Raw genomic sequence first — 16855 nt, 5'->3', positions numbered from 1 at the left:
CTTTATTCTGTACACAAAAGTCTCATACGGTGAGGCTTTTTTAGTTTATGGATAAATATGCGCACTCTATTACTGAATAGTGCGCATTTTTCTTTGCTTTTCGCTTAGGCTTCCTATAATAACGGCATGATATTACAAGGCGTTACTCGAACAGTATCAACGCCAACAGTGCCGGAGAAGCCATGCCTTCACATTTACCTAAAGCCTTTAGTGCTCGTTTTCTTAAAGTGTTTCATATTCTTGAAGCCATCTTGTTAGTCGCTATTACTTTGGCCACCTTGCTGGCCATGGTTAATGAGTTCATTCATGTTTTTAGCGAGCAAAATATTCAATTAACTGACATCTTACTGATGTTCATTTACCTTGAAGTATTGGCGATGGTGCAGCAATTTGTTGCCAACGGTAAGATACCGGTGCGCTACCCTATCTACATTGCCATTATGGCCATTGCTCGTTACATCACCTTGGGGATGAAAGAGCTCGATGGCATGTTTGTGGTATGGCTTTCATTAGCAGCCTTTATCTTAGCTGCTGCTACTTTGATCATACGTATTGGTCATCACTACTGGCCTTACGAACAGGTAACTGATCCCTCTAAAATTCAACCTGAAGATTAATGCAAAAACCAATCTAATTTCAAAAAAAAGCGGATACCTAGGTATCCGCTTTTTGTTACGTGATGTTCTGTTTATTGCCTATCTTGATTACACAACCACTTGTGCAATGGTGTAACCAATACAACACGCCGACACGACACCAATTAAGCCTGGTACCATAAAGCTGTGGTTGAAGTAGTACTTACCAATCTTAGTCGTGCCCGTTACGTCAAAGTTACAGGTTGCGATGTCTGATGGGTAATTAGGAATAAAGAAGTACCCGTACGTTGCTGGCATCAAACCAATCAATAGTGCTGGGTTTAATCCCATCGCCATACCAACAGGCAACATCATACGTGCCGTTGCTGCTTGGCTGTTTACCACAACAGATACAATGAATAACGCTAGTGCAAATGTCCAAGGGTAACCTTGTACCATTTCTGTAATGCCAGACTTAAACGAAGGCATTGCATACTGGAAGTAAGTATCACTCATCCACGCAATACCGAAGATTGCGATAGCTGCGACCATCCCTGACTTAAACACCACACCTTCAGGTACTTTCTGTACGTTAGTTCGTGTCACGAGCAAGATCAGGCCACCAAACGCCAGCATCATCATCTGAATAATCAAAGACATTGAAATTGGCTTAGCATCACCGATAGTGCGGATCTCTGGCACCATAGCGACAATAACAATCGATACTAAAGCGAGCACAAATAACAGCACCGCATGCTTCGCAGATGTCGGTAACTTCTCATCCAGTGACGTTGATGTAGTATGAAGAATTTTTTCACGCCAGATAGGATCTTCAAGACGACGTTGATACTCAGGATCATCCTCAAGCTCTTTGCCACGGCGTAAGCTGTATAGCGACAGTAGAATAGTACCCAATAGCGTTGAAGGCACAGTGACCATCAAAATCGTCAGTAAGTGGATACTTTCATTGATACCAGATAGCTGCGCTAAATAGTAAACAACAGCAGCAGAGATTGGACTTGCGGTAATGGCTAACTGGGAAGCAACAGAAGATGCAGCCATTGGGCGCTCAGGACGAATGCCATTTTTTAACGCAACATCACCAATAATTGGCATGATAGAGTACACAGCATGGCCCGTACCTAGCATGAATGTCATGGTGTAAGTTACTAATGGACCCAGAATCGTAACGCGCTTAGGGTTACTGCGCAGAATGCGTTCTGCAACCTGCAGCATGTACTTAAGACCACCAGCAGCTTCAAGAATCGAAGCACAAGTTACCACAGCCAAAATAATCAGCATAACTGTGATTGGTGGTGATGTTGGTGGCATTCTGAAAATGAATACTTCAACAACTAGGCCTAAACCTGATACCACACCTAAACCAATACCACCAAAGCGGCTACCTGCGTACAGCACAAGCAACAGGAATAAAAATTCCAAATACAACATGCTCGTTATCTCCCTATATCGATAAATGTCAGCTTCACTATGAAACCGTTAATACTTTATTGGTAGGGTGCCAGCACAATTACGCTGAGCTATTGATAAATATCAAATTGAGAAATTATAAAAATAATATGCAACGGTTATGTGAGCACATCCTTAAAAACAACGTGCTGTAATTTCACATCCGCTACATGTTTTAATGAGTTTGTTTACCATAGAGTTAATAATTCGCAACATTACACGCGGTGAAATTTATGTGCTTGTTAAAATACAAAACTATTAATATGCAACGAAAGGATTAAAAATAAGCAGTTACACTTTGATGTGCTACAAAGTGTAACAAGCTATATGTTAATAATTGTGAACATTATTAACCTGATATTGCGGTCGTTTGAGTTGGCTTATCCAATTTAGGGCATTCCAGCTCATGGCATAAATTTGCATCAATCGTCTGATTACCCAATAAACGTAACCACAAGGCGGGAACATGTTTGATTCGGACATTGGGTGGCTCTATGGCTATCGGCAAACCAAATTGCCACTCATGGCCTGTATTTTTCACGGCTAACTGAAAACTAAAGGGCAAATACTGTGCAACACCTAAACGAAGATCTGTCGCAGTTAACACATTATTGACATGCTGGTACTTTACAAAATTTTGCGTAAATTGCTCTAACATCATTAAGTGTGCAGGCTTATCCGCTAAAGGCCATTCACCGCGTTCTTTGGCGATAAAATCAATATGTGAGTTGTCATCCAGTAATGACGTTAACCCTTCCCAATAGGTATCGCCATCCAGCACCACTACCCGCCAAAGCACAGTATTTAATGGCGTTGGTGCAATAAAGACAGGCTGTGCTTCAAGTGGTGTGCCGACCAATTGATTTTCAACTCGATTTTCTATCATCGATAACGCAACAACCGACCAGGTTAAATATAAAGATGAAAGCCCGAGTCCAATGCCACATAGTTTTGCGCCCTTTTCACGCCACAATAAGCTAGCCAACACCATTACCACGAGTGGTACGGTATAAATAGGATCGATAATAAAAATACTGGAGACGGCGATACTGGCCGAAAGCGGCCACAAAAGCTGCGTACCGTAAGAAGTAAAAGAATCGAGCAATGGGTGAGTGATCAAACACGCGGCCACCAATAGCCACAGATGCATAAAGGAAAATTCAGTGGGTTTAAACCGCTGCCAAGCCAGAGCTAACAGCCATGAAAAAGGGAGCAACACCAAGATAGAATGGCTAAAGCCACGATGTTTCACCATGTCAGATACAGGGTCACCATAATGAATAAGCACATCTAAATCAGGAATCGTACCGAGTGTAGCCCCCGCTAAAAGCACTTTAGGGGAACACTGCTTTCCTGCAATAAGACCGGCGACAGCAGCACCTAATGCTGCTTGCGTAACTGAATCCAAGTTTATCTCCTTTACTACTATGCGATTACACTAATAAGTTATTAGTGTGGTTTATCCTGCCATACCAACCCAGAAAAAATTGAACAAAAAATTACGGATGTGATCACATCTTTATATCGACAAATACCCAGTAACGAAATGATAACAAACTTCATCCCTCACCTTTGCAATAAATAAGAACTTTTACTGATATAAAGAGGAATATGCTAAATAGCGCGTCACTGCGTAACAAAGTATATCCAAGCGTAAAAACGCGCTCTGAGTCGCAGTTAAGCGAGGTACTTTTCGTTAGCGTTAGAGAGGCACATTGATTAAACCTATAAGGAACAATGCTAATGCCGACAAAAGTCTCAGAGTATATGACACGCAAAGTGATTACGATCACCGCTGAAACTGGCTTAAGAGAAGCTTTTTTTAAGATGCGTGATGAAGGTATCCGCCACTTGCCCGTTATCGATCAAAACAATAATGTGATTGGTATGGTGAGTGATCGTGAACTTCGTCGACCAGGTTGGGTGGATGAAACCCCCGATATTGGTCATGACTATGCCCTATCAGACGATTTGCACATTGGCGATGTCATGATCACTGATGTGATCCATGTACGCACTTACGATACTTTAACCAAAGCGGTTGCCACCTTGCTCGATAACACAATTGGCGCCGCCCCCGTCTTAGATAAAACAGGCGATCTGGTCGGAATGCTTTCTGCGGTCGATTTACTCCGCGCATTCCAAGACAGCTTGGAGTCTCAAAAACTCAATAAAAAGAAAAAAGTCGCAATGTAATTTGCACAGATGCAAACACCATAAAAAAAGCTTGCCCTTCACAGAGCAAGCTTTTTCAATTTAGCGCTTCAAGCGCAGATATTAGACCTAGAGACTAAACGTAAAGATGAAGCCTAATTAAACAGGCCTTTAAGCAGTTTATTGGCTGCATCTTTGACTTTATCGTCGTCCGCTTTATCACCTAACAGTTTTTTCAAGCCACGTTCAACTTCACGTTCTGCTTTTTTCTCTAACTCATTATTACGCTTGAATAGCTCTTTTAAGTTCAAAGAAAATTTAGGTTCAGTCCAGTTACCTTTCACATCAATTGGCACAGTAAGGTCTTTCAGTTCATCAATGTCTTTACCGCCTTGACCTTGTGAAGACTCCACCACAGACGTCATCACCATAAAGTCGATATCTTCTGATACCAAATTGGTTTGGCCCTCACCGTCAATCCGCAACAATGGCGATGCCAAGTGTAAATTATGGGTAGAAAGTACGCCTTTACCTAATTTCATGGTTGAGGTTAAAGCTGAGAAGTCTGTTTTACGTTCTTCTTTCACGTATTCAGCTTTCTTGCCCTTCAAGGTAGCACGTGCTTCACGGATCATCTCAGCCACATTAACGCCGTATACTGCGCCGTCAGCAAAGTTGATATCAACCGTCCCTGCTATGTTCTGACGGATGCGTGTTTCAGCTAATCCCGTACCTGACAAATTAATGTCGATATTACCCGTACCTGCAAGGTTCTCGAATTCAGCAACATCCATCAACAAGGGCTGAACTTGCACACCTTTAATGTGCTTAGTCACTTTATAGGTAGGCAACTTACCATTAGCATCTATCGTCGCTTCCGCGTTAATAGAGCCACCGTAAAGCTTTGCATCAAAGCGTTTTAGCTTAAGTACACCTTTCTTAACGGCGAACTCAGTCACAACCGCAGATACTTTCGCATTCGCCGCTTTAAAATTATCAATCGCCACTTTGCCCGCAATATCGAGTGTTTTTAACGCTGATAAGTCAGGTTCTTGGGATTTATCGACCGCTGACGCAGAACCCGCTTGTTGACCCGACGCAGTACCGCCTACAGGTTGATCGTTAGCCGCTGTACCATTTGCTGCTTTTTTCGGTGCTTTATCTAAACCAAGGAACGCATCTAAGTCGATGTTATCGCTGTGCACATCGAAACGAATCACCGGGATATCAGCCGTTTGGAAAGACGCTTTACCATCGAGGGCAATTTCATCCACTTGGGTTGTAAATGCCGATAACGTCGCTAACCCTTTCGCTACATCGTAAGAAGCATCTGCGGTTAAACCGATTTTCATTTCAGGGCGAGGTAATGCATTACCTTTTACATCGCTGTTTAAACTTAACCCTTTAACCGAGGCTAAATTAAAGTCAGCACTTAGTTTTAGGCGGGTTTCACCTTTAGCCTCAAAGGCCAAATCTGGAATTTCGCCTTTGGCACTGAAGGTTAGTGCCGACCAATCACCGACACGAAATTGATCCATAGTCAGGCTAACAGATTCAATCTTGTTTACCTTATCAGCCGCTTGTACATCTAAGGTAAGGGCTTTCAGCTCTGCACCATCAAGGGTTGGGGCTATATTCAGCTCAGTGTCACCTTTAGCCGTAAAGGTTAATTCACCATTCTTACCTTGCACATCAAACGCCGCTTTTGCCCACTCACCTGGAGCAAAACGGGTTAGGCTAACGTTTAACTGTTCAATATCTGTTAATGTTCCCGTTTTATCATCGCGGATAACAGCACTCGCATTCACTAATTCCACACCCGCAAGGCTAATTGTCCAACCCGCAGCAGGTGACTCTTGGCTTGGTACCGTTTCCGCTGATTCAGGAGTGGTCGACTGCGGCTGTTGTTCTGCAGCATTATCGTCTGCACTTGTCGCGGTGTTTGCTTGTGCCCCAATACCATCAAGGTTACTGACACCGTCTTTGCGTGTCTGAATAAAAACTCGGGCATCATTTAAGCTGACGTTACCAATGTCCAGCTGCTGTGAAAGCAGCGGCATCACTGCAACAGAAAGCTCTGCGTTACTAAAGCGAACCAAATTCGCTTCTGCAAACCCTTCCGGATTACGAAACTCAGTTTCCCCTAGCGTAAGACCAATACTAGGGAAGAAACGCCAATCAATATCGCCGTTAATAACTAATTCACGGCCCGTGTTTTTCTTCACTTGCTCTGCAATTAGCGGCTTAAATTGGTTGGGGTCGACCAAGGCCAAAAGTGCAGCGATACCAATAACCACCACCAGCACTAGCGCAAGAAGTATATAAAGAAACTTTTTCATCGTGTCCTCTGTGTTTTCCGTCCACAACGGTTATTACAATAAGGGTAATAACCCATTCCGTTACGACAGTTAAAGCGATAAATAGTTGTATTTAGAACAAATAATAATACCAATCCGATCAAAGAAAAAATAAAAGCCACTAGAAATGCAGCTTTTATTGCAAACATGGAATTGAAACGGTTAGCAAGACAGGGCGATAACGGGGTATAGACATTATCACCAGATAAAAAAAAGGCTGACAATGTCAGCCTTCATTTGAATAGCGTGTTGCAGACTACGTAACCAATTACGATTTTAGTAGCTTAGCAATGTGCGCTTTTAATACATCAATCGCGATACGGTTTTTACCACCACGCGGTACGATGATATCAGCGTACTGTTTAGACGGTTCAATAAACTGCATGAACATAGGGCGTACCGTCTTTTGGTATTGCTGCAGTACAGATTCCATTGTACGACCACGTTCTGCAACATCGCGCTGTAAACGACGAAGTAAACAGATGTCTAGTGGTGTGTCCATAAATACACTTGCATGCATAATGTCACGTAGACGTGGATCGGTAAGTAATAGAATACCTTCCAGAATGATCACTTTTTTCGGTGTCATTGTGGTTGTTTCAGTCAGACGAGTATGTTCGCTGTAGCTGTACTGAGGTACTTCTACTGCATCACCTTTCATTAGCTGCAACAAGTGCTCGCTAAGAAGATTATGATCCAACGCGCTTGGGTGATCATAATTCGTTTTAACCCGCTCATCCATGGTCAGGTGACTTTGATCGTTGTAGTAACAATCTTCCGTAATAACACCGATCTGATGATCGCCGACTTTTTCTTTTAGCTCTTGGTAAACCGTACTGGCAATCAAACTTTTACCGGACGCAGACGCGCCTGCGATACCGATAATGACGCATTGGTGTGAATTTTCAGACATATCAGAATGCACCTGTAACAACTTTGGCGAGGTTAAATATCCATTCACCCCATGAGTAATTTACTCTTGCTGAGGGGAACTAAACCGCCTGATTATAGGGAGTTGGCACGCTAGATGCCAGTAGAAATACCACACCTAGCGCAGTTGGATTAAAAATATGCTATTTCGACCTACGCAATGGTTTACATTGTGCGAATTGTAATCTGCTCTGCGACCACTTCACCAGTCCAATATAGGCGACTTGCCACTTCACCTGCCAATTGAATGTAAGATGCAGCCTGTTCTGACTCTGGTGAAGCCGCAACAGTAGGCTTACCACGGTCGATATCCTCACGAATTTTGATATGCAGTGGAAGTTGCGCCAATAACGGAATCGAATGATCTTTTGCCATCTTCTCTGCACCGCCACTACCAAAGATCGGCTCATGATGACCACAGTTACTACAAATGTGATAACTCATGTTCTCAACTGCACCCAATACCGGTACGTTTACTTTATCAAACATATTCACCCCCTTAATGGCATCGGCCAACGCCAAGTCTTGCGGGGTGGTGACTATGATGGCACCTGTCACAGGGATCTGCTGCGCCAAGGTCAACTGAATGTCCCCCGTGCCCGGTGGCATATCGATAACCAAGTAATCTAAATCAGGCCACCAAGTTTCACTGATTATCTGCTGAAGCGCTTTTGATGCCATCGGGCCTCGCCAAATGGTTGCACTTTCTGCAGGTACCAAATAGCCCACCGAGTTGGTGTATAACCCGTAAGATTCAATTGGCATCATCATTTTGCCATCGGGTGACTGTGGCTTTTCATCAACCGTTCCTAACATCATAGGAACGGATGGGCCATAAATATCGGCATCTAATAAGCCCACTTTTGCACCTTGATGCTGTAAACCCAGCGCAAGGTTAACGGATGTGGTTGATTTACCTACTCCACCTTTGGCAGAGCTGACGACGATGATGTTTTTAACACCTTTAAGTGGCGGCTTATCACCTGTCGCTAACGTGGCTACATGGCTGGTGACGGTAAACGCAACATTGGGGGCAAGATGATGAAGTTGCTGCTGAGTAATGATCCAATGCTGAAGCAGCTCTACGATTGATGCCGATGCAAACGGCAAGGTAATGGTTACGCCACCTTCTGCTGAAACTGAAATAAGGTTCGGTGTATCCGCCCATTCGTGCGGTAACCATGGGTGTTCAAAGTGGTTCAACCAACGACTAATGTCTGCAATGCTTTCAAATGGCATTGCTGCCTCGTTTCCCGCCATATATACGACTCCGTTATCCAGATTGGCATGAAATTGTTGTTTTTCTATCCAATTAATTTGTTGTTATGAATAGGACAATCAAACACTTTAATAAATCCTATCACCAAAGGTCATTTATCGCTGCTTTTTAAAGGGAATATCCTTGTCGCGCGCTAGGCAATACGTCCCCCATCAGTTACTATTTAAGGCTATATTTTTACCCATCACGAGCGAAATAAGTAATTATGGCTGCAAATCCGAGAAAAATTCTGGTGACCTGCGCCCTGCCGTACGCTAACGGTTCTATCCACTTAGGCCACATGCTTGAGCATGTGCAAGCGGATATTTGGGTGCGCTATCAACGCCTTCGCGGCAACGAAGTTCATTTTATCTGTGCAGATGATGCACACGGTACACCAATCATGCTTAAGGCTCAGCAGATGGGTGTTGAGCCAGAGCAAATGATTGCGGAAGTGAGCAAAGAACACCAAGCGGACTTTGCTGGCTTCGATATTGACTTCAGTAACTATCACAGCACACACTCAGATGAAAACCGTGAGCTAGCTTCATTTGTTTACACACAACTGAAAGAAAAAGGCTTTATTACTAGCCGTACTATCTCTCAGCTGTTTGACCCTGAAAAAGAAATGTTCCTACCAGACCGTTTCGTAAAAGGTTCATGCCCTAAGTGTAAAGCAGAAGACCAATACGGTGATAACTGTGATAACTGTGGCGAAACATACAGCCCGACAGATCTGATTAACCCTAAATCAGCGGTTTCTGGTGCAACGCCTATCATGAAGGATTCTGAGCACTTCTTCTTCGACCTACCACAATTTGAAGACATGCTAAAAGCGTGGACCAAATCAGGCGCACTTCAAGACGAAACGTCTAACAAGATGCAAGAGTGGTTTGAGTCTGGCCTACAACAGTGGGATATCTCACGCGATGCGCCTTACTTCGGCTTCGAAATCCCTGGTGAAACAGGCAAATTCTTCTACGTTTGGCTAGACGCACCAATTGGTTACATGGGTTCTTTCAAAAACCTATGTGACAAACGTGATGATCTAGACTTTGACGAGTTCTGGAAAAAAGACAGCACCACAGAGCTTTACCACTTCATTGGTAAAGACATTGTTTACTTCCACAGCCTATTCTGGCCTGCAATGCTAGACGGTGCAGATCTACGTAAACCAAACAATGTATTCGTACACGGTTACGTAACAGTAAACGGCGCGAAAATGTCTAAGTCTAAAGGTACCTTCATTAAAGCTGGAACTTACCTACAGCACCTAGACCCAGAATGCCTACGTTACTACTACGCTGCAAAACTAAACAGCCGTATTGATGACCTAGATCTTAACCTTGAAGACTTCACACAACGTGTTAACAGCGATGTGGTGAACAAGATTGTTAACCTAGCATCACGTAACGCTGGCTTCATCGCTAAACGCTTTGAAGGCAAGCTTTCTGCTAACTTCGCAGAGCCTGAGCTATACGCAGAATTCGCTGCTGCCGCTGATCGCATTGCAGAGCTATACGAAACGCGTGAGTTTAGCCGTGCTATCCGTGAAATCACAGCGCTAGCGGATAAAGCTAACCAATACGTTGATGAAAAAGCACCGTGGGTTGTAGCAAAACAAGAAGGTAAAGACCAAGAACTACAAGAAATCTGTTCTGTAGGTATCAACTTGTTCCGCGTGTTAATGACGTACCTAAAACCAGTGATGCCTAAGCTAGCTGAACGTACTGAAGGTTTCCTAAATGAAACCCTAACGTGGGAAGGTGTTGCACAACCGCTAACGGATCACGAAGTGACCAAGTTTAAAGCGCTGTTCAACCGTATTGACCCTAAACACGTTGAAGCTATGGTTGACGCATCAAAAGAAGATGCAGCCGCAGAGCAAGCAGCAAAAGCGCAAGCTGAAGCCGCAGCAAAAAGCCCACTAGATGATGAGCCAATTGAAGCTGAAATCGAGTTTGATGACTTCGCTAAAGTTGATATGCGTATCGCTAAGATCGTATCTTGTGAAGAAGTACCAAAAGCAAACAAGCTGCTGAAATTCCAATTGGATATCGGTGGTGAAATGCGTCAGGTATTCTCTGGTATCAAATCTGCGTACACACCAGAAGAACTTGTTGGTAAGCACACTGTCATGGTCGCTAACCTTAAGCCTCGTAAGATGAAGTTTGGCATGTCTGAAGGCATGATCCTAGCGGCAGGCCCTGGTGGTAAAGATCTTTGGATCCTTGAACCACACGAAGGTGCACAGCCTGGTATGCGTGTGATGTAATCATCACCCCATTATATTAAAAGGAGCTTCGGCTCCTTTTTTATTGTCTGTAAGTTAATGGTGAAAGCTAAACAAAAAAAGCAACAGAAAGCATCACTTAGAAACATACAGTTACAAGCATAACTATGGGCAATTATTCAACTTAGTTTACGCTGGCTATTCGCGACTATCACCGCCATCCCACTGTAACATTCATTCAACAGCACACCTATAGTTCACACATAATTGACCGTTCAATCTCTGACAGACTTTTATATCAGCCAAAGCACTTGTTACAGCGATATCTACAACCATACCTAATTCCCTATTCATTTGTATAATAGCCTACCGTTAACGGTCAAATTAACAGCAATCGTTATTTTAAATCTAAAAATCAGTTAAATCCAGGTTAAATTATCTGTTTTTGGTATAGCGTACCGACCAAAAAAACGTGATCACAAACAGAACTTTGAACTCCAGTTAGAATTTTACTTCGCTTTAACACCCAAACTACTGATAACCTCCTTCGCACTTAGAAAAACGATTTTTCTAGTGAATAATTATAAGGAGTATTCCAATAATGAATACAAACAAGAAGAAGTTATCTCTGACAGGCCGCGTTATTCTCGGCATGTTATTGGGCATAATGACTGGTTTTATCATTCGCACACTTTTTGCAGACACATCTTTTGTCCATGAATACCTAGTAAATGGACTGTTCGACGTGGGTGGTAAGATTTTCATTGCAAGCTTGAAGATGCTTGTTGTACCGCTTGTTTTCGTATCACTGGTATGTGGTACTAGCTCATTAAAAGACATCAGTACATTAGGACGCCTTGGCGGTAAAACCGTTGCCTTCTACCTAATGACCACGGCTATTGCGATCACCCTAGCCCTTACTATGGGTAATATTTTCCAACCGGGTGCAGGTGCCGATCTAACAGCAGCAACTACATTTGCTTCCAAAGAAGCACCATCACTGGGTGATGTGATTGTTGGCATGTTCCCAACTAACCCAATTAGCTCAATGGCACAAGGTAATACACTACAAATTATCGTCTTCGCGATTCTATTCGGTGTGGCTATCAGTGCAGCAGGTAAAGCTGGTGAGCGTTTAGCTTCAGTCTTCTCTGACTTAAATGAAGTCATCATGAAGCTAGTAGCCCTACTAATGAACGTAGCACCTTATGGTGTATTCTTCCTAATGGCGAAATTGTTCACAGGCTTAGGACTGGATGCCATTTTCAACTTGTTTGAATACTTCATGGTATTGACTGCGACCCTATTGATTCATGGTCTAGTGACTTACAGCATCATGCTGAAAACCTTTACGGGCCTTAGCCCTAAAGTGTTCTTGAAGAAAATGGAAGATGCCATCATGTTTGCATTCTCTACCGCCTCTTCCAATGCCACTATTCCTGTCACCATGGAAACGGCGACTAAACGTTTAGGTGTAAACAATAAGATTGCCTCGTTTACCGTGCCGCTAGGCGCAACCATCAATATGGATGGTACGGCCATCATGCAAGGTGTGGCGACGGTATTCATTGCGCAGGCATTTAATATCGACCTCACCATGAGTGATTACCTTGCTGTAATTATGACAGCAACATTAGCCTCTGTAGGTACTGCAGGTGTACCAGGTGTGGGCTTGATCATGCTAGCAATGGTACTTAACCAAGTCGGCCTACCTGTTGAAGGTATTGCACTTATCATGGGTGTTGACCGCCTACTGGATATGATCCGTACTGCGGTAAATATCACAGGTGATAGCGTGGTGACATGTATTGTTGCGAAAACTGAAAACGAAATGGACATTGAACGCTTTAATGATCCAGTCGCTGGCGCAAAAGATGAAGAAGTTCACTTTCACCCAAACACCCAACAGAGCTAGCTCTTAACGCCTGAAATGGCCGCACATAATTAAAAAAGAAGATCTTTCGGGATCTTCTTTTTTTTGAGCCCTCACATTAACGCACCATGATGGTGCTTCCATGGCTACGAATAGTGCATCTCTCCTTTTAATTCGTTTGAACGTTCAATATTACCTCGCTCCATATCTTGTCACCACAAAGCATAACCCCTACCGGCAAAATTAGTAAATAACTGTTTTTAAATGACATTTAACCAACCCTTGCCTTGGTAGTATTAATAATTATATTACCGATTAATCACTAGCATCTTGTTGGTGTAGTTATTGCTCTAAATACTTTTGAAGTGAAAACAAATCACAATATCGAATTTATCTAGGTATTTATGACAATACAATTTGCCTATTAATGTCATCGAGTGATGGCGTGAAATATAGGGATAAGAGGAGAAGCTAATATGATTGGGGTCACTTTTAGCGTGTTACTTTGTATAGCAATCGCCTATTTTATCTACCGAAATAAAGAGAACCAACAATTTTTACAGCAGCGCTTTGATCAGGTAATAGGCTTACGACAACTCATTGATTTGCTACGTTTTCACCGTCGCCAAACGCACCAACTACTCGTTATGCAAGGTACCTCAATTACTCACCCTATGCTTTCCGAATCATTGGCGGTACAAAAGCTGACGACAACACTGTTATCACAAGCGGAGCATGCGCATAGGCCGATGTATCGCGTTTTACAACAACGAGTGTCAAACATGCTCAACGAGTGGCCTCAGTATAACCTTCAGCGTAATCAAGCAGTACATGGAAAAATGATCCGTCACGTCCTGTACCTTATTGACGATACAATCACTCAAAGCCTGCTGAATACAGACAAAGCCGCACAGTTTCAGCATTACCAAACTATTTGGCCTATCGTATTAAATGCAATTGATAACCTAAGTCGCTATCGATATGCCATCGAAAAATATCAAATCGGTATGCCAGCCACAGCACGAGAACTCCAAGTACATGTCGATATTTTCCATTGTCGATTAGAGCAAATTAGCATGCAGATTAAACAGCCAGTTCCCCCATTATTTATTGAGAGTTTACGTCAGAAATTTCAAGACATTCAACTTGCAGAACTCCCTGATCCCCAAGCAAAACTACGCCTATATCGACATTCACTCAAACTCTCTGATGCGTTATATTTACTGTTCGATCTAGTCCTTAGCGACATTGCGGATGATGTTGCTGTTAACCTGCCCAGACGAAAGCAAAAAAATGCTAAAAATGAGACATCACAAGGTCTAACCAGTTAAGTAATGAGTGCACTTAGTCGCTTATAATAGGTACACCTCATTCTTATAAGGAATACCTATGAGATACATACCGATCGGTGCAGCATGCATTGCCTTAACCCTAGTCCTATCAGGTTGCCAAGAACAACAAAACACAACCGAAAAAACCAGTAACGCAGCTGAACAAACAGCACCCAATATTGAAGCGCAAAACAAGCGCGAAATTGCGCAACAATTGGCGAAAAACTATACGCAAATTGCAGCTCAACTTAAACAACACATTAATGTTGAAAACAGTGGAGTATCATTAGAAAGCTTAGTGAAAACAATTAATCTACCTTCACTAACAACTCAAGCTGCCAACACTGAAAAAATGGTATTCGCGAAGCGCGGTTTAGATCAACATCCTGAAGACCTGCTGACGGTATCGCTGGCTAATCCTAGCATGTTGCCAGGTGTTGAAGCGGGTCAACAGCCTCTATTTACTTACCAGCAAGACAACGTAAAAGCTGGCGACAGTATCGATATGTTCGATAGCCATGGTGACCTTGTTATAGGCTCAGCTGATGTGATGCCGGAACAACCTGTGTTTATCGTAGGTGTGGATGAACAAAAAGCGATGCGTGCTGGGCTTGCAACCATGCAATCAGTATTCGACGCCAATGACACAATAATGCGAGATAACTTACCTAAGTTAGCCAGCGCACCTAAGGCGGGTGAAGAGTTCTTATCAACCACAGTTTTGAAAAAAGTCAGTGTTAAAGATGATCAAGAACCTTGGATCTCAGGTAAAGCAGAAATTTACGCCCTAGTCAGTGGTGTAAACCCAAGCCGTGATGAACCAACCCTTGATGTCGTGGAAATGCCTTACTTGGATTACCAAGACCAAGTGTACTACCCGAACCAAATCATGGTCTATTGGGCACGTTACCGCTGGGGAGCTGCCAACATCATCCTTATGGAGCATGACACTAACACTAACTACCGTGAATTAGCGCAAGTTATCATTAAGACTGCGGCAACGGTGATTGCAAGCCAAATTGATGGTGGTGCAGCAAGCTTACCTATCGTAAATAAGTTAGTGGATGCGATCTTAAAAGCGATCCCTGATGAGACCTTTACCAACAATGACGATATGGTGGACTTCTACTACACCATCCTGCAAACCGATGCGCTCATCGATCAGCCTGGTGCAAGCAACAATGCCACAATCACGCTTGAACCTCGTGAAATTCCGTTAACACAGTAATACTCTTAAGTAGCAATCAGGATAACTCAGTGTTCAGCGACTTATTCTGATTAGCAACACCGCGAGAGCTTTGTATCGCAGGCATAAAAAAACCCAGCTTAGTCGCTGGGTTTTTATTAAGAAGCTAACAACACCAAGTCTTAGCCTAGGTGTGTTGCACCGTTCATGTACTTACGTAGTACTTCTGGGATCATAATACGGCCATCTGCTTCTTGGTTATTTTCAAGAATAGCAACCATAGTACGACCAACAGCAAGACCTGAACCGTTTAGTGTGTGAACAAGCTCTGGTTTCTTCTCGCCTTTACGACGGAAACGCGCTTGCATACGACGAGCTTGGAAGTCCCACATGTTTGAACATGAAGAAATTTCACGGTAAGTCTCTTGTGCTGGAACCCATACTTCTAAGTCGTAAGTTTTACATGCACCAAAGCCCATGTCGCCAGTACAAAGAATCACTTTACGGTAAGGTAGCTCTAGCAGTTGTAGAACTTTCTCAGCGTGACCTGTTAGCTCTTCCAGTGCATTCATTGAATCTTCTGGTTTAGTAATTTGTACTAATTCAACTTTGTCGAATTGGTGCATACGGATAAGACCACGCGTGTCACGACCGTAAGAACCCGCTTCTGAACGGAAACAAGGTGTATGCGCTGTCATCTTCAGTGGTAGATCAGCTTCATCAGTGATGGTATCGCGCACCATGTTTGTCACTGGTACTTCCGCAGTTGGGATCAGTGACATGCCTACGCCTTCTTCCGTCGCAGGTTGGGTGTGGAATAGGTCTTCGCCGAACTTAGGCAGTTGACCTGTACCGAATAGGCTATCTTTGTTCACTAGGTACGGTACGTACATTTCTGTGTAACCGTGCTCATCAGTGTGAAGATCAAGCATGAACTGTGCAATTGCGCGGTGTAGACGTGCGAATTGGCCCTTCATCACGATAAAACGTGAGCCCGAAATTTTCACTGCGCTAGCGAAATCAAGGCCATCAGCCATTTCACCTAGATCAACGTGATCTTTAACTTCAAAGTCGTACGCTTTAGGTTGACCCCAGCGTGAAACTTCAACGTTTTCATTTTCATCTTTACCAGCAGGTACAGCGTCGTCCGGCAGGTTAGGTACAGAAAGCGTGACATCTTGAAGTTCGTTTTGCAGTTCAGCTAGCGCTTTTTTTGCATCATCCAGTTCACTGCCAAGGTTAGCAACGTCTGCTAGAATCTTTTCAGCTTCTTCATGATCGCCTTTAGCTTTAGCTTGACCAATCGACTTCGATCGCGAGTTACGCTGAGCTTGTAGCTCTTCCGTTTTCACTTGAAGGGATTTACGTTTTTCTTCAAGATCGCGTAATTTTTCTACGTCTAGCGTGAAGCCACGACGTGCGAGTTTTGCAGCTGTTTCATCCAGCTCAGTTCGAAGTAATTTAGAATCTAGCATGCTAATCCTATGC

At 43.3% G+C, this 16855-nt stretch carries 12 protein-coding genes; 6 read left to right on the top strand and 6 right to left on the bottom strand.

Features of this window, described 5'->3' with window-relative positions; translation table 11 throughout:
• Positions 1–182 precede the first annotated feature (182 nt).
• Positions 183–617, top strand: coding sequence for a phosphate-starvation-inducible protein PsiE (locus L4C35_RS05185; RefSeq protein ID WP_428461863.1), 435 nt, complete (start codon positions 183–185; stop codon positions 615–617).
• Positions 618–704: 87 nt separating this feature from the next.
• Here the strand turns inward: L4C35_RS05185 and L4C35_RS05180 are convergent, their stop codons facing one another.
• Positions 705–2027 (bottom strand): anaerobic C4-dicarboxylate transporter, encoded by a 1323-nt coding sequence (locus tag L4C35_RS05180; RefSeq protein WP_048896993.1) that lies wholly within the window; start codon positions 2025–2027, stop codon positions 705–707.
• Positions 2028–2394: 367 nt separating this feature from the next.
• Positions 2395–3453: a metal-dependent hydrolase gene (locus L4C35_RS05175; protein WP_428461862.1), complete on the bottom strand. Its 1059-nt coding sequence runs from the start codon at positions 3451–3453 to the stop codon at positions 2395–2397.
• Positions 3454–3788: 335 nt separating this feature from the next.
• On the opposite strand from L4C35_RS05175, the gene L4C35_RS05170 reads away from it, so the two are divergent.
• Complete coding sequence (locus L4C35_RS05170; RefSeq protein WP_428461861.1) at positions 3789–4241, top strand: CBS domain-containing protein; 453 nt, start codon at positions 3789–3791, stop codon at positions 4239–4241.
• 113 nt (positions 4242–4354) lie between these two features.
• Here L4C35_RS05170 and L4C35_RS05165 read toward each other — a convergent pair whose 3' ends face one another.
• The 3 genes from L4C35_RS05165 to apbC all read right to left on the bottom strand — a co-directional run bounded on the left by L4C35_RS05165 (position 4355) and on the right by apbC (position 8746).
• Positions 4355–6538, bottom strand: coding sequence for an AsmA family protein (locus tag L4C35_RS05165; RefSeq protein ID WP_428461860.1), 2184 nt, complete (start codon positions 6536–6538; stop codon positions 4355–4357).
• Positions 6539–6824: 286 nt separating this feature from the next.
• Positions 6825–7469: a uridine kinase gene (udk, locus tag L4C35_RS05160; protein WP_428461859.1), complete on the bottom strand. Its 645-nt coding sequence runs from the start codon at positions 7467–7469 to the stop codon at positions 6825–6827.
• A 182-nt stretch (positions 7470–7651) separates the two neighbouring features.
• Positions 7652–8746, bottom strand: a complete 1095-nt coding sequence (gene apbC, locus L4C35_RS05155; protein WP_428461858.1) for an iron-sulfur cluster carrier protein ApbC — start codon at positions 8744–8746, stop codon at positions 7652–7654.
• A gap of 224 nt (positions 8747–8970) precedes the next feature.
• Here apbC and metG point away from each other — a divergent pair, with 224 nt between their 5' ends.
• From metG to L4C35_RS05135, 4 genes are all read left to right on the top strand, one after another.
• On the top strand, positions 8971–11019 hold the full coding sequence (gene metG, locus L4C35_RS05150) for a methionine--tRNA ligase (protein WP_428461857.1): 2049 nt from the start codon (positions 8971–8973) through the stop codon (positions 11017–11019).
• A 559-nt stretch (positions 11020–11578) separates the two neighbouring features.
• Positions 11579–12892, top strand: a complete 1314-nt coding sequence (locus tag L4C35_RS05145) for a dicarboxylate/amino acid:cation symporter (protein ID WP_428461856.1) — start codon at positions 11579–11581, stop codon at positions 12890–12892.
• A 434-nt stretch (positions 12893–13326) separates the two neighbouring features.
• Positions 13327–14181 carry a hypothetical protein gene (locus L4C35_RS05140; RefSeq protein ID WP_428461855.1) on the top strand — a complete coding sequence of 285 codons (855 nt, stop codon included), beginning with the start codon at positions 13327–13329 and terminating at the stop codon, positions 14179–14181.
• Positions 14182–14239: 58 nt separating this feature from the next.
• Positions 14240–15409 carry a DUF3103 family protein gene (locus L4C35_RS05135; protein WP_428461854.1) on the top strand — a complete coding sequence of 390 codons (1170 nt, stop codon included), beginning with the start codon at positions 14240–14242 and terminating at the stop codon, positions 15407–15409.
• 140 nt (positions 15410–15549) lie between these two features.
• Here the strand turns inward: L4C35_RS05135 and serS are convergent, their stop codons facing one another.
• Positions 15550–16842 (bottom strand): serine--tRNA ligase, encoded by a 1293-nt coding sequence (gene serS, locus L4C35_RS05130; protein WP_428461853.1) that lies wholly within the window; start codon positions 16840–16842, stop codon positions 15550–15552.
• Positions 16843–16855 lie beyond the last annotated feature (13 nt).

This window comes from Photobacterium kagoshimensis, assembly GCF_050337045.1.
Taxonomy (GTDB): domain Bacteria; phylum Pseudomonadota; class Gammaproteobacteria; order Enterobacterales; family Vibrionaceae; genus Photobacterium; species Photobacterium kagoshimensis.
Note: the sequence above shows the minus strand (reverse complement) of the source record. Positions and strands in the feature narration are given on the sequence as shown.